Genomic DNA, 19,156 nt, shown 5'->3' on the forward strand with positions numbered 1-19,156 from the left:
CTAGCGCCAGACCAGATCGTCGTTGCTGTTGGGACCTGCCGGCGGCTCCGGCTGGCGCGCGTAGGTGAAGAACCAGACGAAGAAGAACGCGGCGAAGCTAAGTAGCGTGCCTCGCAGATCCCCCGCTTGGCCGGCCGCAGGCAGGAACACGATCAGGCCGATGAGCAGCCACCACCCGGGCTTGCGTTCCTCGATCTCGTGCGGTGTGAGCTCGCTTTTCGGCGTGATGATCGCCTTCGCCGGGGTGATGTTCATGCCCACGCGCGGCATGAACATCCAGCACAGCAGGTAGGCGAAGATGCCGCCGCCGAAGACCAGACTGAGGATGACAAACGCGATGCGCACGGCCACCGGGTCGACCTTGTAGCGCTCGCCGAAACCGGCGCAGACACCGGCGATGACGGCGCGCCCACCCTCGTCCTTCGGGATGCGGTACGGGCGCGTGTCCCACATGTGCTTGAGCGAATTCGAAGATCCTTGAGCCATACGTGCCATTATCCGTGGGTTGGTTGGACTTCGCAGCCGGGGTTTCGGTGCGGCGGGGTTGTCTTGCTGTTTGCCGGCTGCGCCGTGCTGCCGACAGACCCCAAGTGACAAAGCCCGAGTATGCGCCGATTTCGGCCTTAATAGGGCTTTGCTACTAGGGGTCTGTGCGAAGGGGGTGCTCCTGCGGAGCTCGAAAGTTCTACGCGTACGCGAGGCGCCGCGTGCCGTCCACGTGCGGGTACATCACCCAGGCCGCCACCGCCGCCAGCACACCCGCAACCCACGCGCCCACCGCGGGCCAACCAGCCAGCGGCGCGAGCATGAGCAGCAGCCACCACAGCATCAGGGGGAGCACCATGCCTATCGACGGCACCCTGGCCACGTTCTTCTCCTCCGCAAACGCGCGGAGCTGTTTGCGGTAGGGGTGCAGCAGCGTCACGGCGACGGCGGCAACGACGCACAGGATCGCCACAACCGCCTTGATACCCAGCGGCGCCTGCGAGACCATCACGCCGACGGACCCGCCCACGCCGACAGAGCCCAGTGCTCGTACGACGGTCGGGGTGGGGATCGGCGTGACGCGGTTGCGGACCTCTGCTGCGCTGATCGGGATCATGCTGGGCAGCTTAACCGGTCAGCTTCGCGGAGTGACTATTTGCTTGCGCAGGACAATATATACGCAAGTATGTTCGACCAGGAGCGTTGCCTATGTCGGCCCCGGGGTGCATACTGTCTGGCGTGAGTGGAACACCTATTCGAGCTGCGTCGGCAGCGGCGGCAAACCTGGCGGTTGTGGATGAACCACCAGCTCAGCAGTCGCGTGCCGACCAGATTGCCGAGCTGCGCGCCCGCATGGCCGCTATCGGCGGGGAGGTTCCGCAACAGGTCGTCGAGGATGCGGAGATCCTGACGGTGGCGGGTGGGCTTTCGCTCGTTCTGCCGAACAGTGGCCTGCCGCGCCGGGCAGTCACGCACGTCAGCGACACCCCGGCGCTGATCGTGGAGCTCATCGGCCAGGTGGTGCAGGCCGGCGGGCGCGCGGGCGTGGTGGGCTGGCCGGAGCTGTCCTACGCCGGCATCGGCACAGACAGCGACGCAGACGCGATGGAGCGGGTGGTGGCGGTGCCGGACGCGGGCCTCGACGACCTCAGCGTCGCCGGCGTGCTCGCCGAGGGGCTCGACCTGGTGGTGCTGCGCACCCGCAGCCCGTTCCAGCTCACCCCGGTGCGCGCACGCCCCCTGCTCGCTCGGATCCGCAAAGGCCAGGCGGCGCTGGTGTGCGTGAACGTGGAAGTGCCCTCGCCGGCGCTGACCGTCACGGGCCAGCTCGCGCAGTTCCACGGCATCGGCCGGGGCACAGGCCGCATCACCGGCATCGCCTTCGACGTCCGCGCGCAGGCCAAGGGGTACCGTTCGGCGAGTGCGCGGGTGACGCTGGGCACCGGAGGCGTCGAGAAGCGAAGGCTGAGGGCCGTCACATGAGGGCCGCGGCGCTGTGGTTCCCGGACTGGCCGGTGCAGGCCGCGTGGCTGGAATCTGGCGATGAGCTGGCAGAACCGATCGCGATCGCGGCGCAGTACCGGATAAAGGTGTGCTCGCACGCCGCGCGCCAGGTGGGTATCCGTCGCGGGATGCGGGTACGCAACGCGCAGGCGGTCGCACCCGAGCTGACGGTGATAGAGGACAACCCGGACCGCGACGGGCGCATGTTCGCTTCGCTGGCCGCCAGCTTCGACGAGGTCGCCGCCAGCGTGGAGGTGATACGCCCCGGGCTCGTGGTGGTGGACGTGGACGCCGCAGGCCGCTTCCACGGCAGCGAGGGCAAAGCGCTCGAGATGCTTATCGACGCAGCCTCGCGCAGCGGCATCGACGCCTTCGCAGGCGCCGCCGACGAGATCGCCACCGCGCTGATCGCCGCGCGCTCCTCCCAGGTGATCCCGCCGGGAGGGTCGGCCGAGTTTTTGGCCGCGCAGCCGCTGGGTGTGCTGGTGGCGGAAGAGTCGCTCGCCGCAGACATGGACACCGTCAAAGCGCTTGGGCAGTTGGGCATCTCCACCCTCGGGGAGCTGGCGAAACTGCCGCCGAACGCGGTGACCACTCGCTTCGGCACCAAAGGTATGCGCATCCACCGCATAGCCTCCGCCGCGCCGGACCGCCGCGTCGCCCCGGAGCTGCCGGTGGAAGACCTCGCCGTGGCCATCACGCCTGAGGACCCGATCGAGCGCGTGGACGCCGCCGCCTTCGCCGCCCGCGCCCTGGCCGCCAGCCTGCACGAACGGCTCAAAGACGCTGGCCGCAACTGCCTGCGCCTGAAAGTTATCGCCGAGCTTCACGACGGCTCCCGCGTCGAACGCGTCTGGCGCACCCGCGAACCGCTCACCGAATCGGCCACCGCGGACCGCGTGCGCTGGCAGCTCGACGGCTGGCTGACAAACGGCGGCTCCGGCGCAATCACCAGCCTCACCCTCGAGCCGCTCGAATTCGCCGCGCCCGAACCAGTCGGCGAACTGTGGGCCGACGGCGCCTCCACCGACACCGCGCGCCGGGTGGTCGAGCGCGTTCAGTCCCAGCTCGGCATCGATGCGGTGCTTCAACCGCGGCTCATCGGTGGGCGCGGGGTGGCCGAGCGCGTGGCGATGGTGCCGTTCGGGGAGGAACCGGAGGACGTCGATAGGCAATCGTGGCCCGGTGCGATCCCTCAACCCCTGCCCGCGCGCCTCGGCGGCGGCATCGACCACCCGGCCTCGCGCATCATGCTTATCAACGCCACCGGCGCCCCCGTCATCGTCACCGCCGAAGCCCTGCTAAACAGCGAACCGTACGGGCTGGCCTGGGGCGACAAGCGCTACCTCGTCACCGGGTGGGCGGGCCCGTGGCCCGTGGACGCGGACTGGTGGACGCAAACCGAACTGCCCGCAGGCCGCGTCGCACGCATGCAGGTTGTGGGCCGCGAAGGAGGGGAAGAAGGTGCCGTGACCGGCTGGCTTTTAGTGTGGAGCCGGCGCAGCTGGCGCGTGGAGGCGGTGTACTAGCTACTTCTGCACGATATCCACGACAATGCGCGTGGGATCCTTGAGCACCTGCACCGAGTACGGCAGCTCGGAGCGCAGACCCACCACGACCTGGCTGCGGCCCTCGTACGTGCCGGCGCTGATCACGTCGATGACGTTGCCGGTGTCGCCCGCCATGGTCACCGGGACATCGTTGTCCTTGCCCAGCTCAAAGGGGTACACGGTGCCGTCGACGTTGATGTTGAGGAAAAAGTTGCCCGCCACCTGCAGCGGTTGGCCCACCGTTTCCTGCATCGGGGTGGAGGTGTAGTCCACGAACCAGCCCGGATCGCCGTCGCCTGCCAGGTCCACCACCACGCGGTCGAAGCCCTCGTGTGCGCCGACGCGCACGCCGACCACGGCCAGGCGCGACGGCGCGGACGGGCGCTGCGTCTTCGGCGACGAGTCTGCGGTGCCCAGCGGCTGCAGCTTCGTGGTAGGGGAGGCCAGACTGCCCGTCAGCGTTTTTCCAGCACCGTCGCCGATGACGCTGCAGGCGCTGCAGGCCACAGAAGTAGCTACGCACGCGCCCGCGAGCGCCGCGCGGGAAAGACCGGAAAATTTAAACACCCAGTCACCGTAGCCAGCGGGCAAGTGAGAACAAAAAGAAAAAGTGCGAAATCGCAAAAGGTTATATAACCGTTACAACTTGGAGTGGTGTTCAAGAGGGCGACTTACAGGTTAGGGCACGCTTAGCTATGGTGGTGCCATGCAACAACTGCCCTGCTCTGACGTAGAGGTTGAACCGCTGCCGGGAACCGCCAAACCCGGCTCTGTGTACGTGCTTTTTGAGTGGCCGGAAGCCTGGCCCCGCGACGTCATGGGCGACGCCGCCCTCGGCGAGGGGCTCACCGCGAAACTTGCGCCCATGCTGGAGGCTCACGACGCCACGCTGCTGCTCATCCGCCACCCAACGCGCGAGGGGCGCAACATCAGCGACCACCACCTCTATCTCGTCTTCGCCGACGAGGCCGTCACCGAGGTCAAGCATATCGACAGCCCCGACGAGCTGCTGGAGCTGGATCTTTCCGGCCCGGGCCGCAACGGCGCCGAGCGCCGCGAACGCCCGCTGCTGCTGATTTGCACCCACGCCAAGCGCGACCGCTGTTGCGCCGTCAAGGGCCGCCCGCTGGTCAACGAGCTGCACGCGCGCCACCCGTTCGGCCCCGGCAACGACGTGGTGTGGGAGACCTCCCACATCAAGGGCCACCGCTTCGCGCCGACGATGCTTCTCTTGCCGTGGGCCTACAGCTTCGGCCGCATGAACATTGAGGCCACCGACGCCATGCTTGCCGACGCATCCGAGGGCCGCTACTTCGTCCCCGGCAACCGCGGCCGCGGCACCCTCGGACCCGCCGAGCAGGTGGCTGAGCTCGCCGTCGCCGCAGAGGTGCCCGGTGCACGCTACGGCCAGTTCGAGGTCGCAGCGCCTGATGGTGGTTCCGTCCTGGTCACCGACACGGCGTCCGGCCAGGCGTACGAAGTCCAGCTGGAGCAGCGCCCGGTATCCGGCGTGGTCGACTCGTGCGGAAAGGCGCCGAAGGAGAGCACGGCCTGGGTCGCAGCGTCGGTTGCTCCCGTGGCGCGGTAAGTCTGGGGGGTCGGGCGCGGATCGTCTAGCAGCATCGCCGCCCTGCTAGACGATCAGGCCGATACTGGCAATCATGTTCATTATCACCTGGGCAAACGCGGCCACGTTGTACGGATCGTCTAGCAGAGTTTCCTCGACTGCTAGACGATCCGCGCGTGAGCCTAGGGGACGCGCATACACCAGGCCGCTACATGTACTCGCCCAGAACCTCCGCCACGGAGCCGATGACGTGGTCCGTGGCGGCGCGTACCTCTGCGGGGGAGTGGTGGAAGCTGTGGGAGGCATCCGCGATGGCGTGCATGGGCAGGTCGTTCCAGGAATCGCCGAATGTGTAGAGCTGGAGGGATTCGCGGGGGAGGCGGAGCTCGTCGAGAAGCTGCAAGATCCCTGCGCCTTTAGAGCGGCCCGGGGCCATGAGATCGATGTAGTCCTGGTTCTGAGCGACCTCGACCTCGCCGAGCGTGGAGGCCCAGTCGACGACCTCCGCGCGCAGCTCGGCGTTGCCGGGCACCCAGATGGGCACGACGGCGAAGCGGTGGTCGGGGATGTCCGCGGGAGTCATCTGCGCAAAATGCGCGGTGAAGGTGTGGGTGATGCCGGTGTTGTTAGCGAACACCCCGTCGACGTGGCCCAGGGTGGTGCCGAAGATGGCCAGGCCGTCGCGGGGCCCGAAGGCGTCCAGAGTCGCCTGCAACACGGAGCCTGCGACCTCGTGGCCGTAGATGAGCTCCCGGTTCGCCCCGTCCGTGGCGGAACCGCCGTTGGACAGCACCTGGTAGTCGAAGGTGAGCTCGCTGCCGCGCATCCCGTGGGCGAGCGCCGTGCGGGAGTGGCCGGTGGCAGAAAAAGCGAGATGCCCGGCAGCGCGCCAGGCATCTATCGCGGCGATGTCCTCCTCGCGGAAACCGTGGGGAGGGTGGTGGAGAGTGCCATCGAAGTCGAACGCCGCAACCTTCATGGCACCCAAACTTACCGGCGCATGACCTTCTTGGACAGCCAGTTGCCCAGGAACTGCGCCAGCTGCACGATGACCACGATGACCAGCACCGCAGCCCAGGTGACCTGAGGCTCGAACGCTCGGTAGCCGTACACGATGGCGAAGTCGCCCACGCCGCCGCCGCCGATGTAGCCGGCCATGGCGGACATGTCGATCACCGCGATGAAGATGAAGGTGTAGCCCAAAATCAGCGGGCCGAGCGCCTCCGGCAGGATCACCGAGGTGATGATCTTCCACGGGCTCGCACCCATGGAACGGGCCGCCTCGATCACGCCCGGGTCAATGGCCACCAGGTTCTGCTCCACAATGCGAGCAACGGTGAACGTGGCGGAAAAACACATCACAAACGTGGCGGCGGCGCGGCCGATGGTGGTGCCCACCACCTGCAAGGTCAGCGGGTAGAGCATCGCGATCATGATGATGAACGGGATGGGGCGGAAGAAGTTCACCGCCACGTTGATGATGGTGTACACCGCCTTGTTCTGCAGGATGCCGCCCGGGCGGGTGGTGTACAGAAACAGGCCCAGAAGCAGGCCGAAGAAGCCGCCGACGACCATGGTGATGGCCACCATCCACAGCGTGTCGCCGATCGCTTCGAGGAAGGTGGGGCCGAGGGTGTCCCAGTTCGGCTCGGCGAGGATGTACTCGGTTACGCCAGTGTTCAACGCGGTCATCGGGTGATCTCCTCAATCTCGGTGTTTCGCTGCAGGGTGGCCAAAAACTCGTTGATGGCGGCATCGTCGCCGTTAAGGCGCACGGTCATCTTGCCGAAGGAGCGCTCCTGCAGGGTGGTGATGCCGGCGTGCACCGGCTCCACCGTTACGCCGCGCTCGCGGGCGGCCTCGGCGGCGCCGAAGAACCCGGAATCCTCGGTGAGGTCCACGGTGAACAGGCGGCCCGGCTTGGCCAACAGCTCGCGCGCCTCCACTTCGTCGGGGCGGTTGCGCAGGCTGGTGGCGGCGAAGCGCTGCGCCACGGAGGTCTGCGGGTTGGCGAACACGTCGTAGACGCTGCCGTATTCCACCACCTTGCCGTCTTCCATGACGGCGACCTTGTCGGCGATGGCGCGGATGACGTCCATCTCGTGGGTGATCACCACGATGGTGATGCCCAGTTCCTCGTTCACACGGCGCAGCACGCCGAGGACCTCTTGGGTGGTTTCGGGGTCGAGGGCGGACGTGGCTTCGTCGGCAAGCAAAAGCGACGGGTTGGTCGCCAGCGCACGGGCGATGCCCACGCGCTGCTTCTGGCCGCCGGAGAGCTGCTCCGGGTAGTTTTCGCCGCGCTCGGAAAGGCCGACGAAGTCGAGCAGTTCCGCGACGCGGCGCTTGCGCTCCTGCTTGTCCACACCGGCCAGCTTCAGCGGGTACTCGATGTTGCCGGCGGCGGTGCGGGAGGAAAAGAGGTTGAACTGCTGGAAGATCATGCCGACGTTGCGGCGGATCTCGCGCAGTTTGCGCTCGGGCATGCCGACGACGTCGGTGCCGTCGAGAAGTAATTGCCCCGAGGTGGGCATGTCCAGGCCGTTGATGAGGCGGACAAGCGTGGACTTGCCGGCACCCGAATAGCCGATCACGCCGAGGATCTCGCCCGGCTCGACGGTCAGGGTGACGTCGTCGACGGCCGTGACCTCGCGGTCTTTGGTTTTGAAGACCTTGGATACGTTCCGGAACTCAATCCGGGTGCCGGTTTTTGTCATCTACTTGTACTCCTCCACGAGTCGGTCGAGGATCTCGTTGAGGTCCTCCTTGGAGCGCTGGACCTGCACGGCGGTGCCGTTGGAGTCCTCGTTGAGCGCCGCGGTGACTTCCTCGGACTGCCAGACGTCCACGATCTTTTCGTAGGTCTCGTTGTCCAGGTCGTCGCCGGAGACGGTGAAGACGTTGATGTACGGCTCCGCCAGCTCCGAGTTCGGATCATCCGCGGCCACCGAGGAGGCCGGGTCGATGCCGGCGCGCGCCAGCCAGTTGTTGTTGATCACGGCCGGGCGGCCTTCGTTGTAGGCGTTCGGCGTCTGGGAAGCGTCTACGGCGACGACCTTGACCTTGGAGGCGTCCTTGTCAATGTCGGCCGGCGTCGGGGTCAGCTTCGGCGCGCCGTCACGCAGGGTGACCAGGCCCGCCTGGACCAGCACGTTGATTGCGCGGCCCTGGTTGGACGGGTCGTTCGGGATGGCGACCTCGGTGTCCTCGATGCCGTCGAGGGAGTCGTGGTCCTTCCAGTACAGGCCCAGGATGTTGATCTCGCCCGAGCCGATGATGCGCAGGTCCTCGCCGGCGGTGGCGTTGTACTGGGCCTGGTAGTTGATGGTCTGGAACTTCGAGATCTCAATCTGGCCCTCGACCTGTGCCGGGTTGACCTGCGGGTACTCGGTGAACCGCATGATGTCCAGGTCGATGCCGGCCTTCTGCGCCTCGTCGGCGAAGACGCTCCAGGCCTTCTGGTCGGCGTCGGTGGTGCCGATCTTCACGGTGACCTTGTCGCCGTCGCCATTGCTTGTCGACGACTCCGTCTCCGACGAACAGGCCACCAGCCCGGTGGCCGCGATGAGCGATGCCGCCGCAGCGGCGATAACGCGCTTGGTACGCATAAAGCGTGCTCCTTTTGCTTAGTTGGGTGTTTGTGGAGACTTACTTGTTCTGGAGGCGGTCCAGAATCTCGTTGAGCTCAGCCTGCTCGCGGTAGACCGGCACGGAGGTGCCCTTGGAGTCCTTGGCCGCTGCCTCGGCGACCTCCGGGGTCTGCCACAGCTCAACCAGCTTGTTCAGGGTCTCGTCGTCGATTCGGTCTGCCTGGGCCGCGAAGACGTTGATGTACGGCTCGGCTTCCTTGGACTCCGGGTCGTCCTGGAAGACGGCCAGACCCGGCTCGATGCCGGCGCGGTCCAGCCAGGTGTTGTTGATGATGGCCGGCTTGCCCTCGTTGTAGGCGTTCGGTGTCTGGGATGCGTCCACCGGGGTGACGGTGACCTTGGAGGCGGCCTTGTCGATGTCGGCCGGGGTCGGGGCGAGCTCGTCTGCGACGCTGTCGCTCAGGGTGAGCAGGCCAGCCTGGACCAGCACATTGATGGCGCGGCCCTGGTTGGACGGGTCGTTCGGGATGGCGACGGACTCGCCCTCGATGCCGTCGATGGATTCGTGGTCCTTCCAGAACAGCGCCAGCGGCACGATTTCGGTGGAGCCGACGACGCGCAGGTCGTTGCTGGAGGCCTTGTTGTACTCGGCGAGGTACTTGATGTGCTGGAACTTGTTCACGTCCAGCTCGCCCTGCGCGAGTGCCTCGTTGACCGGGGAGTAGTCGGAGAAGGAGACGATGTCCAGGGTGATGCCGTTGTCGGCGGCCAGGTCCTTGAACACGCGCCATGCTTCCTGGTCGGCTTCGGTGGTGCCGATCTTGACGGTGGTGGTGTCGCCGTCGGCGGCTGCGGTGGTGCCGGCGGTGTCGTCGGACTCGTTGGAGCAGGCGACCAAGCCGGTGGTGGCCAGGGCAGCCGCGGCAACGGTTGCGAGGGTGCGCTTGATACGCATTGGGGTCTCCTTGGGTTGGGAATCTATGACGGGTCAGAATCTAGCACCCTATGTACCGCTTAGTCTATTTCTGGTCGAATTCCTTAACCGAGCTGTCTGTCGGGGTGGGCCTTTTCGCGAATCCAGCTAGTAAGGCCCAGCTATCCGACCCCTGGGGGCGATTAGCTGGATCCTTGTAGCTGGATTTGGCGGTGGCGGCTGCCGGCGGGTGGTGGCGGCGACCCGAAAGGGTACCGCTCGAACTAGTACACAGTTTCGAACAGTGGTAGCGTTCCCGCCATGAGGTTCAACGGGGGAGCGTCGCTGTCGTGGTCGCGGCTCGAGCGCATCCTCTCCGGCCGCCCCGGCCCGGAGCCGGTGCCGGTCGGACACACCGGCACACCCGCAGGCGCCGCGTACGGCAAAGCGCAGCCGGCACCCCCGCAGCAAGAACAATGCCTATCGACGACACCGTTCGCCGAGCTGCACGCCGTGAGCTCCTATAGCTTCCTCGGCGGGGCGAGCGAGCCGGAGGATTTGGTTGCCAGGGCTGTTGAGCTGGGGCTGAGTGCGGTGGGTCTGCTGGACCGGGACGGGTTTTACGGCGCGGTGAAGTTCGCGGAGGCGGCCGCCGCGGCCGGGCTGGACACTGTCTTCGGGGCGGAGCTGACGCTCGGCGAGACCGTCCTGCCCGTGATCGCCCGCGGGCCGGAGGGCTACAAGCGCCTGTCGCACCTGATGGCGGATGCGCACATGGCCACCCGCGAGAAGGACAAGGTGGCCTACCCGCCGCTGGAGATTATCGGCGATCAGCTGGGCGGCACCTGCGTCGTGCTCGCCGGCTGGCGGTGGGCGGGGGAAATCGACCACCTGGTCGACGTGTTCGGTGCGGACAATGTCGTGCTGGAGTACGAGGTGTCCATGACGCCGGAGGACGCGGACCGGCACGCAGCGCTGGACCGGGCGCGGGACGCGCACGCGGAAGAACACGCAGCGCAGCTCCCTGCCATCGTCACGGCGCTGCCTGCCGCGGCCACACGCGACCACGCCAGGCTGGCGCAGGCGAAGCGGGCGCTGGCCAGGCGCGAGTCGCTGGCCCAGGCGCACGGGGACCTGCACCCGATGGGGGCGAACTGGCTGCGCTCCGGCGACCAGCTCCAACGCATGTGCCCGGGCTGCGAGGACAAGCTCGCCTACAGTGTCGAGCTTGCTCGGGCGTGCGCGTTCACGCTCGACTTGGTCGCGCCGGAGCTGCCGCGCTACCCCACGCCGGACGGCCGCAGCGAGATGGACCACCTGCGAAATCTCACGCTGACGAGCGCGCAGTTTCGCTATGCGGCGCGCTCGCCGGAGGTGCGTCGTAAAGCAATGGCCCAAATCCGCTACGAGCTGGAGGTGATCGAGGAGCTGAACTTTCCCGGCTACTTCCTCATCGTGTACAACCTGGTGGATTTCTGTGCGAAGCAGAACATCATGTGCCAGGGGCGGGGCAGCGCGGCGAACTCGGCGGTGTGCTTCGCGCTGGGCATCACCAATGTGGAGCCGATCGAGGCAGGCCTGCTGTTCGAGCGTTTCTTATCCCCGGACCGCGACGGCCCGCCCGACATTGACTTAGACATCGAGTCGGGTCGGCGCGAAGAGGTGATCCAGTACGTCTACGACACCTACGGGCGCGACAACGCGGCGCAGGTGGCCAACGTGATCACGTACCGCACCAAGGGCGCGGTACGTGATGCAGCGCGTGCGCTGGGGTTTGCCCAAGGCGCGGCCGACAGTTGGGCGAAGGGGATGACGGAGGTGCCGGAGGCCGTCGAAAAGCTTGCGGCGCAATTCAAAGGGCAACCGCGCCATCTAGGCATCCACTCCGGCGGCATGGTGATCTGCGACCGCCCGATTGCGGATGTTGTGCCCGTGGAGTGGGCGCGGATGGAAAACCGCTCGGTGGTGCAGTGGGACAAGGACGACTGCGCCTCGGCCGGTCTGGTCAAATTCGATCTGCTCGGCCTGGGCATGCTGGAGGCGCTGCACCACATGGTGGACCTGGTGGAGGAGACCACGGGCCGCACGGTGCACCTGTGGGAGCTTCCGCTTGACGACGCCTCCGTGTACGACATGCTCTGCCGCGCCGATTCCGTCGGTGTGTTCCAGGTGGAATCGCGCGCGCAGATGGGCACCCTGCCCCGGCTGAAGCCGCGGCAGTTTTTCGACCTGGTGGTGGAGGTGGCCCTGATCCGGCCGGGCCCGATCCAGGGCGGCTCGGTACACCCGTACCTGAGGCGCCGCGACGGCCTGGAGCCGGTGACCTACGACCACCCGGTACTGGAGAAGTCCCTGGGCAAGACGCTGGGCATCCCCCTGTTCCAGGAGCAGCTCATGCAGATCTGCGTGGATGCGGCCGGCTTTTCGGGCCGAGAAGCCGATGCGCTGCGACGCGCCATGGGCTCGAAACGATCCCCGGCTCGCATGGCGGCGTTGAAGTCGCGCTTTTTCGAAGGGTGCTGGCGCACCAACGAGATCGGTTCGGACGTGGCCGAGGGACTCTGGCAGAAGATCGTTGCCTTTGCCGCCTACGGTTTCCCGGAGTCGCACTCGCAGTCGTTCGCCTCGCTGGTGTACTTCTCCGCCTGGTTTAAGCGCCACTACCCGGCGCAGTTCTGCGTGGGGCTGCTGCGCGCGCAGCCGATGGGGTTCTACTCCCCGCAGTCGCTGATCCAGGACGCGCGCCGCCACGGGGTGGAGGTGCTGCCGGTGTGCGTGAACAACTCCGGGCGCGAGGCGTCGTGCGTGGATTCCTCCACCATCCGGGTGGGGTTGAACCTGGTGCGGGGCCTGGGCGTGGACGCGGCGGACCGGATCGAGGAGGCCGCGCCTTTCGACAGGATCGCGGACCTGGCGCGCCGGGCCGACCTGTCCGTGGAGCACGTCGAGGCGCTGGCCCGGGCGGGGGCGCTGGACTGCTTCGGGGTGACGCGCAGGCAGGCGCTGTGGCAGGCGGGCGTGGCGGCCACGGAGCGCGACGGCATGTTGCCCGGGTTGTCGTCGGTGGTGGCGCCGTCGCTGCCCGGCATGAACCCGTTTGAGCTGATGGCCGCCGACGTTGCGGCCACCGGTGTCACGCCCGGGCTGATGCCGGTGGAGATGGTGCGCGCGGTGTTGTCGGCGCAGGGCGTGGTGCCGGCGGCCGAGCTGTTGCACGGGGTGGAGGACGGCACCCGCGTGCGCGTGGCCGGCGTGATCACACACCGCCAGCACCCGGCCACCGCGGGCGGGGTGACCTTTCTGGGAATGGAGGACGAGACCGGCCTGATCAACGTGGTCATCTCCGTCGGGCTGTGGAACAAGCAGCGGGTGTTGGCGCGCACCGCCAAAGCACTGGTCGTGCGCGGGATTGTGCAGAACGCCTCCGGTGCGGTGTCCGTGGTGGCGGACCGGCTCGAGCCGCTGGCGATGGGGGAGCTGCTCTCCCGCGGGTCCCGGGACTTCCGGTGATGGGTGCGTGCTCGGGTCGGATGAGCCGGGTGTTGACTGTGGATGCTTACCCCAGGATGCTTACCGCCCGAGGATGCTTACTTCTAAACGCTTACTTATCGAGATACCCAGGGCAGTTCGGGGCGCCGCACTCGATGGATAAGCATCCTGGAGTAAGCATCTACGTCGAGTAAGCATCCTGGGGCAAGCATCTATGCCGGAACAGCCCACTAACCCCGAGCTGGTAGCGTGAGCGCCATGTCAGACGCACCGCTGCAGCCTTTGCCCACCTCGGTGGAGACGATGCACAAGGTCTCCCCGAAGCTGATGTGGCCGAAGTTGGTCAGCAACGCCATCTGGGCGCTCATCGTCTGCGGCGGACTCTACCTCTGCTACCGCGAGTGGGGCTGGGGTTTTCTCATCCCGCTGGGTATTTTCGGCGTCTTTTTCATCTGGCGGTTCTTCCTTATCCCGTTCCAGGTGCGCAACATGGGCTGGCTGGAAACGGACAATGAACTGGTGTTGAGCAAGGGCAAGATGTTCCACACCATCACGGTGATCCCGTACGGGCGCATCCAGTTCGTGGACGTGGAGTCCGGGCCGATTTCCCGTTCCCTCGGCTTGAAGGAGTTGAAGGTGCACACGGCGTCGAGCTCGTCGGATTCGGATCTTCCGGGCCTGCTCGCAGAGGATGCCGATGCGCTGCGCGACCGCCTGGCCGTCAAAGCCCGCGAGCGGATGAGCGGCCTGTGAGCACTGCACACCAGGCGCGCAACCTCCACACCACGCCCGGCATGGAGGGCTACCGCCGCATCCACCGCCTCACGCCACTCCTTCGCGTCTGGACGTTCGTGCTGGCGCTGGCCACGATTGCGCTGTTCAACTTCACCATGCCCATCTACCACTGGGCGCAGCGCGAAAACGTCGGTGCGCGCGAGATCGCGTGGGCGGCGGCGGGGGCCGTCGCAGCGCTCGCGGTGCTCTTCGCGGTCTCCCAGATTTGGTGGCGACGCAGCGGCTTCAAAATCGGCGAGGAGGAGGTGGAGGTACGCCGCGGCGTGCTCACCAACCAGGTCCGCTCCGCGCGTTACGACCGCATCCAGGCCGTCGACGTCATCGAATCTTTCGCGCCGCGGCTCTTCGGCCTCGCGTCGGTGCGCATCGAGGCCGCCGGCAACTCCCAATCCGCCATTGACATCACTTACCTGCCGCGTGATGAAGCGGAGGAGGTGCGCGCCCAGTTGCTGCGCCGCATCGGGGGACAGCAGGAGCAGTTGCCTATCGACGCCACCGGCCCGAACCTGGTTCCCCCAATCCCCATCCGCAGATCGCTCATCGGCACCGCGTTCCAGATGTCCACGCTGTTCACCATCGTGTGGGCGTTCGTGCCGATTTGGACGGACCTGACCGCCGCGGCGATCATCCCGGTACTGGTGGGTTTCTTGCCAAGGATCTGGCGCACCATCGACCAGTCCTGGCGGTTCACCTGCACGCAGGAAGGGGAGATGTTTCACCTCACGTACGGGCTGGCCAACCGCCGCCGCCAGGCGGTGCCTCGCTCCCGGATTCACGCGGTGCAGCTGCGCCAGCCGATGTTCTGGCGGCTGTTCGGCTGGTGGACCGTCTCCGTTGTGGTGGCCGGCTACGGCTCGGAGCGCAACAAGCAGACCGGCACCTCGAAGCTTCTGCCGGTGGGGACGTGGGAGCAGGCGAAGGCGATGGTGGACGCCATCGGGCCGATGACAGGTAACGAGCTGACGGACCTATCCGCAGCCGATTACCGCTCGCCGCGCAGCGCACGGTGGGTCTCGCCGATCGATTGGAAACGCCAGACCGTCACCATCCGAGACGGCGCCGTCGCGGCGACCGCCGGCCGGCTGGGCCGCTGGTACCAAATGGTGGAAACGCCCCACATCCAGGAGCTGGCCTTCGAGCAGGGCCCGCTGCAGCGCGCCCTCGGCCTGGCCAACGTCGACCTCGACATGGTGCCCGGCCCGTTCAGTGTCTCCTTGCGCGATGTGGGGGAGGCGCAGGCACGTGAAATCGTCGATAAGCTGCGGGCCCGCAAGCTCCCACCGATGCAGGTGACGGACCCCTTGTCAGATACCGCCGACGAAGCCGAGCTGGCGCCACGCCTCGTAGACGGCGACTGACGCGGAGTTGGTCAGGTTCATGCTGCGCCGCGCCGGCAGCATCGGGATGCGCACCTCGCGCGTGATCCGCGGGTGGGCCAGGTGTGCTTCCGGGATGCCGTTGGCCTCGTTGCCGAACAGCAGCGCGTCGCCGTCCTGGTAGGACACCTCGTGGAAGTGGTGCTCGGTGTGCGCGGTGAACGCGAAGATGCGGGAATCCGGGATGGAGTCGAAGCAGGCGTCGATGTCCGGGTGGATGATCACATCCGCCAGGTCGTGGTAGTCCAGGCCCGCGCGTTTTAAGTGCTTGTCGTCGAAGTTAAAGCCGAGCGGTTCGACAAAGTGCAGCTGCGCCCCGGTGTTGGCGGCGAGGCGGATGGCGGCGCCGGCGTTGCCGCCGATGGCCGGGTTGTCGTAGATCAGGTGGAGCACGCCTGACAGTCTAGGATTGGGGCCGTGACTGCGATCAAACTGGACGGAAAACTCTACCGCGAGGAGATTTTCGCGGATTTGAAGGAGCGCGTGGCTCGTCTCAAAGCTGAGCACGGCGTGACCCCGGGCCTGGCCACGGTGCTTGTGGGGGAGGACCCGGCGAGCCAGAACTACGTGCGCATGAAGCACAAGGACTGCGAGGAGCTGGGGATCGCGTCCATTATGAAGGAGCTACCGGGCGACTGCACTCAGGAGGAGCTGGAGAAGCTTATCGACGAGCTGAACCACGACCCGGCCGTCACCGGCTACATCGTCCAGCTGCCGCTGCCGAAGCACCTGGACGAAAACCGCATCCTGGAGCTGATTGATCCGGCGAAGGACGCCGACGGCCTGCACCCGGTGAATCTGGGAAAGCTCGTGCTCAACGAGTCCGCGCCGCTGCCGTGCACCCCGAACGGCTCCATCAAACTGCTGGAGCGCTTCGGCGTTGATTTGAACGGCGCGATCGTGTGCGTCATCGGCCGCGGCGTGACGGTGGGTCGCCCGATTTCGCTGATGCTCACCGCCCGCGACGTCAACGCCACCACCGTGCTGTGCCACACCGGCACCAAGGATCTCGCCGCCGAGACCCGCCGCGCGGACGTGATCATCGCCGCCGCCGGCAAGCCGCACATGATCACCGCGGACATGATCAAGGAAGGCGCCGCGCTTCTCGACGTCGGCGTCTCCCGCGTCGACGGCAAAACCGTCGGCGACCTGCACCCAGACGTGTGGGAGAAAGCCAGCTGGGTCTCCCCGAACCCGGGTGGCGTGGGCCCGATGACGCGCACGTTTTTGGTGCGCAACATCGTGGAAAACGCAGAACGCCAGGCCGGCATCGGCCAGGACGCCAGCTAGGGCGCCGGTTTGGCCAGCAGCAGGATCCAGCTGCCGGGGAGCGACCGGTTGGGCGACCGGTTGAGCACTGAGCTTCCCGACGGGCTCACGCTGGACAACCCCCACGACCGCGGCACCGCCGCCTCCCCGCTGCCCGTTGTGGTGCAGCGGGCGATGGCCGCGCTGTTCGTGGTGGGGTTCGTGCTCTCCGGCGTCTACGCCGCCACGGAGCACTGGCGCCGCGCCACGTTCACGCTCGGCGCGGCCATGCTGTGGCTGACCGTGATGCGCCTGACCTGCGATTCGAAGGTGATCGGCCTGGTGGCGGTGCGTTCGAGGCGCTTCGACGCGCTGTTTACCACCGCCCTCGGGGCGGCCATGCTGTGGCTGTCCTGGTCGGTGGACGCCCTAGGGTCGTAGCGCCACCAAACCTTCACCGCGAATTTACCTGAGCGTCGACTTGACGTCGGCAGGCGGCAACCTTGCGCCTCTAGCGTGCCACGGGTGAATTCTGGAAACGGTGCTGAAAAAACTGCAAACGATACGACCCAAGTCTCCTTGAGGGGAGTCCGTCGTGAGTTTGCGGACGGCACTGGGCTCCACGAGACCTCCCTGGACATTGCGACAGGCGAGTTCGTCTCCATCCTCGGCCCTTCCGGCTGCGGCAAGTCCACTCTGCTGCGCTGCATCGCCGGGCTAGAGACGCCGGACGCAGGCGTCATCGAGTTCGCCGGCCGCGAGGTCTTCGGCCCTGGCACCAACGTGCCGGTGAACAAGCGCAACCTGTCCATGGTGTTCCAGGACCTCGCGCTGTGGCCGCACATGACGGTGGCCAAAAACGTCGAGTTCCCGCTGACCACCGGCAAACAGAAGGTGGCAAAGTCCGAGCGCGAGAAGCGCGTGGCCCGCGCGATGGACATGGTGGGCATCGGCGCGAAGGCCGAGCAGCGCCCCAACGAGCTCTCCGGCGGCCAGCAGCAGCGCGTCGCCATCGCGCGTGCGCTCGTCTCCGACCCGGAGCTTTTGCTTATGGACGAGCCCCTGTCCGCCCTCGACGCAGCCCTGCGCACCCAGATCCGCTCGGAACTGACCCGCCTGGCCTACGAGCTCGATCTCACCGTCATTTACGTCACCCACGACCAGTCTGAGGCGCTGGCCATGTCGGACCGCGTTGCGGTGATGAACGCCGGCAACGTCGTGCAATTCGCGGACCCGGTGGAGCTCTACGACCACCCCGCGGACGACTTCGTCGCCGGTTTCGTCGGCGTGACCAACACCCACGAGACCCTCCCGTCGAACCGGCCGGAGGACCTCGAGGTCACCCCGCTGCATGGAAAGCGACCGGATGCACTTCCGGCGAACTCCATCGTCGGCGAGGTGGTGGAGAGCCAGTACACCGGCGGGCGCTACGAAATCCGCAGCGTCGTGCCGGGTGCGCCAGAGCCCTGGCTGGCCTACACCAGGCACCGCTTGGGCCGCGGCGACGACGTGTTGCTGACGGTCACCCCACGTTCCTAATCCCGTTTCCTTCTATTCAGGAGTTTCCCAACATGAAGAAGTTCATCGCCGCCCTTGCGGGCGCATCCGCCGCGTTCGGCCTGGTGGCTTGCGGCTCCGTCGAGTCCAGCGACAACGCCGAGTCCACCGGCGCGAACAACGAGACCGTCTCCGCCGACGAGTGGAAGGCCCCGGAGGGCCTGTCCGGCTCCATCGACTACTACTCCGCAAACCCGCAGGGACTGACCGACGCGCTCGTCGAGGCCTTCCAGGACCGCACCGGCGTGACCGTCAACGTGTTCGCCGGCACCACCGGCGAGGTGACCGCCAAGATCAAGGCCGAGGAAGCGAACCCGCAGGCGGACGTGGTCTACCTGGCGTCCTGGAACGCCGCGAACAAGCAGGCTCAGACTGGTGCCCTTGAGTCTTACAAGCCGGAGAACATCGAGGACGCCAACGCCGATTGGAACGCAGACGACGACACCTTCCACGGCCGCGACGGCTCCGCGCTGGCCCTGGTGGCCAACACCGATGTTGTCTCCGACATCCCCTCCGACTGGGAGGACCTGGCAGACCCGAAGTACGCCGACCAGGTGATCATGCCGGATCCGCGCGAGTCCGGCACCGCCGCCGACCTGCTCACCGCCATGATCTCCGAGTGGGGCGAGGACAAGACCTGGGAGCTGTTTGACAAGCTCTTCGACAACGGCATGATCGTCCAGGGCGCCAACGGCCCGGCGCTTGACCAGGTCACCTCCGGCTCCAAGGGCATCGTCTTCGGCGGCGTGGACTACTCCGCCTACTCCGCCAAGGGCAAGGGCGAGCCGCTGGAGGTTGTCATCCCGTCCTCCGGCACCACCGTGACCCCGCGCCCGGTAATGATCATGAACTCCTCCGACAACATGGACGCCGCCAAGGCTTTCGTGGACTTCATGTTCTCCGAGGAGGCACAGCAGATCTCCGCGTCGAAGAACATGATCCCGTCCAACAAGAACGTGGACCCGAAGAACGGCCCGAAGCTGGCGGAGATCAACCAGATCTCCGACGACTGGGCTGCCATCTCCAAGGAGTCCAAGAACGTCCGCGAGCAGTTCGCTGACCGCTACCTGAAGTAACAGGCA

General features: G+C 66.6%; 19 protein-coding genes. 10 read left to right on the forward strand and 9 right to left on the reverse strand.

Translation table 11 applies throughout. The features are described 5' to 3' along the window. Positions 1-486, reverse strand: coding sequence for a PspC domain-containing protein (locus tag CAFEL_RS02130; RefSeq protein WP_194560796.1), 486 nt, complete (start codon positions 484-486; stop codon positions 1-3). Positions 487-685: 199 nt separating this feature from the next. Beyond that, positions 686-1,102, reverse strand: coding sequence for a hypothetical protein (locus tag CAFEL_RS02135; RefSeq protein ID WP_194560797.1), 417 nt, complete (start codon positions 1,100-1,102; stop codon positions 686-688). Positions 1,103-1,278: 176 nt separating this feature from the next. Here CAFEL_RS02135 and imuA' point away from each other — a divergent pair, with 176 nt between their 5' ends. After that, positions 1,279-1,968 carry a DnaE2-dependent mutagenesis accessory factor ImuA' gene (imuA', locus tag CAFEL_RS02140; RefSeq protein ID WP_290172114.1) on the forward strand — a complete coding sequence of 230 codons (690 nt, stop codon included), beginning with the start codon at positions 1,279-1,281 and terminating at the stop codon, positions 1,966-1,968. Then, positions 1,965-3,518: a Y-family DNA polymerase gene (locus tag CAFEL_RS02145; RefSeq protein WP_194560798.1), complete on the forward strand. Its 1,554-nt coding sequence runs from the start codon at positions 1,965-1,967 to the stop codon at positions 3,516-3,518. The genes imuA' and CAFEL_RS02145 overlap by 4 nt, the downstream gene beginning before the upstream one ends. Here CAFEL_RS02145 and CAFEL_RS02150 read toward each other — a convergent pair whose 3' ends face one another. Beyond that, positions 3,519-4,106, reverse strand: coding sequence for an AMIN-like domain-containing (lipo)protein (locus CAFEL_RS02150; protein WP_228496487.1), 588 nt, complete (start codon positions 4,104-4,106; stop codon positions 3,519-3,521). 139 nt (positions 4,107-4,245) lie between these two features. Here CAFEL_RS02150 and CAFEL_RS02155 point away from each other — a divergent pair, with 139 nt between their 5' ends. Next, positions 4,246-5,127 (forward strand): sucrase ferredoxin, encoded by an 882-nt coding sequence (locus CAFEL_RS02155; RefSeq protein ID WP_194560799.1) that lies wholly within the window; start codon positions 4,246-4,248, stop codon positions 5,125-5,127. A 187-nt stretch (positions 5,128-5,314) separates the two neighbouring features. On the opposite strand, the gene CAFEL_RS02160 is transcribed toward CAFEL_RS02155, so the two are convergent. Genes CAFEL_RS02160 through CAFEL_RS02180 form a run of 5 tightly spaced genes read right to left on the reverse strand, consistent with a single transcriptional unit; the run spans position 5,315 to position 9,651 of the window. After that, positions 5,315-6,085 carry an HAD family hydrolase gene (locus tag CAFEL_RS02160; protein WP_194560800.1) on the reverse strand — a complete coding sequence of 257 codons (771 nt, stop codon included), beginning with the start codon at positions 6,083-6,085 and terminating at the stop codon, positions 5,315-5,317. A gap of 11 nt (positions 6,086-6,096) precedes the next feature. Further along, complete coding sequence (locus CAFEL_RS02165) at positions 6,097-6,798, reverse strand: methionine ABC transporter permease (RefSeq protein WP_194560801.1); 702 nt, start codon at positions 6,796-6,798, stop codon at positions 6,097-6,099. Further along, on the reverse strand, positions 6,795-7,823 hold the full coding sequence (locus CAFEL_RS02170; RefSeq protein WP_194560802.1) for a methionine ABC transporter ATP-binding protein: 1,029 nt from the start codon (positions 7,821-7,823) through the stop codon (positions 6,795-6,797). Before CAFEL_RS02170 ends, CAFEL_RS02165 begins: the two co-directional genes overlap by 4 nt. Then, positions 7,824-8,714: a MetQ/NlpA family ABC transporter substrate-binding protein gene (locus CAFEL_RS02175; protein ID WP_194560803.1), complete on the reverse strand. Its 891-nt coding sequence runs from the start codon at positions 8,712-8,714 to the stop codon at positions 7,824-7,826. Between the two features lie 40 nt (positions 8,715-8,754). Continuing rightward, positions 8,755-9,651 carry a MetQ/NlpA family ABC transporter substrate-binding protein gene (locus CAFEL_RS02180; RefSeq protein ID WP_194560804.1) on the reverse strand — a complete coding sequence of 299 codons (897 nt, stop codon included), beginning with the start codon at positions 9,649-9,651 and terminating at the stop codon, positions 8,755-8,757. A gap of 279 nt (positions 9,652-9,930) precedes the next feature. Between CAFEL_RS02180 and CAFEL_RS02185 the strand changes: the two genes are divergently transcribed. The 3 genes from CAFEL_RS02185 (at position 9,931) to CAFEL_RS02195 (ending at position 15,251) form a co-directional block, all read left to right on the forward strand. Further along, positions 9,931-13,119: an error-prone DNA polymerase gene (locus tag CAFEL_RS02185; RefSeq protein WP_194560805.1), complete on the forward strand. Its 3,189-nt coding sequence runs from the start codon at positions 9,931-9,933 to the stop codon at positions 13,117-13,119. 237 nt (positions 13,120-13,356) lie between these two features. Next, positions 13,357-13,851, forward strand: coding sequence for a PH domain-containing protein (locus tag CAFEL_RS02190; RefSeq protein WP_228496488.1), 495 nt, complete (start codon positions 13,357-13,359; stop codon positions 13,849-13,851). Beyond that, positions 13,848-15,251: a PH domain-containing protein gene (locus CAFEL_RS02195; RefSeq protein ID WP_290172123.1), complete on the forward strand. Its 1,404-nt coding sequence runs from the start codon at positions 13,848-13,850 to the stop codon at positions 15,249-15,251. Before CAFEL_RS02190 ends, CAFEL_RS02195 begins: the two co-directional genes overlap by 4 nt. Here CAFEL_RS02195 and CAFEL_RS02200 read toward each other — a convergent pair. Next, the gene (locus tag CAFEL_RS02200) at positions 15,198-15,671 is read right to left on the reverse strand and encodes a tRNA (cytidine(34)-2'-O)-methyltransferase (protein ID WP_194560942.1); all 474 of its coding nucleotides are present in this window, start codon (positions 15,669-15,671) and stop codon (positions 15,198-15,200) included. The two genes, CAFEL_RS02195 and CAFEL_RS02200, sit on opposite strands and share 54 nt — an antisense overlap. A 15-nt stretch (positions 15,672-15,686) precedes the next feature. Here CAFEL_RS02200 and CAFEL_RS02205 point away from each other — a divergent pair, with 15 nt between their 5' ends. From CAFEL_RS02205 to CAFEL_RS02220, 4 genes are all read left to right on the forward strand, one after another. Continuing rightward, the gene (locus CAFEL_RS02205) at positions 15,687-16,559 is read left to right on the forward strand and encodes a bifunctional methylenetetrahydrofolate dehydrogenase/methenyltetrahydrofolate cyclohydrolase (protein WP_194560806.1); all 873 of its coding nucleotides are present in this window, start codon (positions 15,687-15,689) and stop codon (positions 16,557-16,559) included. A gap of 60 nt (positions 16,560-16,619) precedes the next feature. After that, a complete protein-coding gene (locus tag CAFEL_RS02210) occupies positions 16,620-16,958 on the forward strand; it encodes a DUF3017 domain-containing protein (protein ID WP_194560943.1) in 339 nt (112 codons plus the stop codon). Between the two features lie 138 nt (positions 16,959-17,096). Then, positions 17,097-18,056: an ABC transporter ATP-binding protein gene (locus CAFEL_RS02215; RefSeq protein WP_228496489.1), complete on the forward strand. Its 960-nt coding sequence runs from the start codon at positions 17,097-17,099 to the stop codon at positions 18,054-18,056. Between the two features lie 32 nt (positions 18,057-18,088). Beyond that, positions 18,089-19,150 carry an ABC transporter substrate-binding protein gene (locus CAFEL_RS02220; RefSeq protein ID WP_194560808.1) on the forward strand — a complete coding sequence of 354 codons (1,062 nt, stop codon included), beginning with the start codon at positions 18,089-18,091 and terminating at the stop codon, positions 19,148-19,150. The last annotated feature ends 6 nt before the right edge of the window (positions 19,151-19,156 follow it).

Source organism: Corynebacterium afermentans subsp. lipophilum (assembly GCF_030408375.1).
Classification (GTDB): domain Bacteria; phylum Actinomycetota; class Actinomycetes; order Mycobacteriales; family Mycobacteriaceae; genus Corynebacterium; species Corynebacterium lipophilum.

Coding starts and splice junctions, on each gene's coding strand:
- CAFEL_RS02130 (WP_194560796.1), bottom strand. CDS start 486: ATGGCTCAAGGATCTTCGAATTCGCTCAAGCACATGTGGGACACGCGC.
- CAFEL_RS02135 (WP_194560797.1), bottom strand. CDS start 1,102: ATGATCCCGATCAGCGCAGCAGAGGTCCGCAACCGCGTCACGCCGATC.
- CAFEL_RS02145 (WP_194560798.1), top strand. CDS start 1,965: ATGAGGGCCGCGGCGCTGTGGTTCCCGGACTGGCCGGTGCAGGCCGCG.
- CAFEL_RS02155 (WP_194560799.1), top strand. CDS start 4,246: ATGCAACAACTGCCCTGCTCTGACGTAGAGGTTGAACCGCTGCCGGGA.
- CAFEL_RS02160 (WP_194560800.1), bottom strand. CDS start 6,085: ATGAAGGTTGCGGCGTTCGACTTCGATGGCACTCTCCACCACCCTCCC.
- CAFEL_RS02165 (WP_194560801.1), bottom strand. CDS start 6,798: ATGACCGCGTTGAACACTGGCGTAACCGAGTACATCCTCGCCGAGCCG.
- CAFEL_RS02170 (WP_194560802.1), bottom strand. CDS start 7,823: ATGACAAAAACCGGCACCCGGATTGAGTTCCGGAACGTATCCAAGGTC.
- CAFEL_RS02175 (WP_194560803.1), bottom strand. CDS start 8,714: ATGCGTACCAAGCGCGTTATCGCCGCTGCGGCGGCATCGCTCATCGCG.
- CAFEL_RS02180 (WP_194560804.1), bottom strand. CDS start 9,651: ATGCGTATCAAGCGCACCCTCGCAACCGTTGCCGCGGCTGCCCTGGCC.
- CAFEL_RS02185 (WP_194560805.1), top strand. CDS start 9,931: ATGAGGTTCAACGGGGGAGCGTCGCTGTCGTGGTCGCGGCTCGAGCGC.
- CAFEL_RS02190 (WP_228496488.1), top strand. CDS start 13,357: ATGTCAGACGCACCGCTGCAGCCTTTGCCCACCTCGGTGGAGACGATG.
- CAFEL_RS02220 (WP_194560808.1), top strand. CDS start 18,089: ATGAAGAAGTTCATCGCCGCCCTTGCGGGCGCATCCGCCGCGTTCGGC.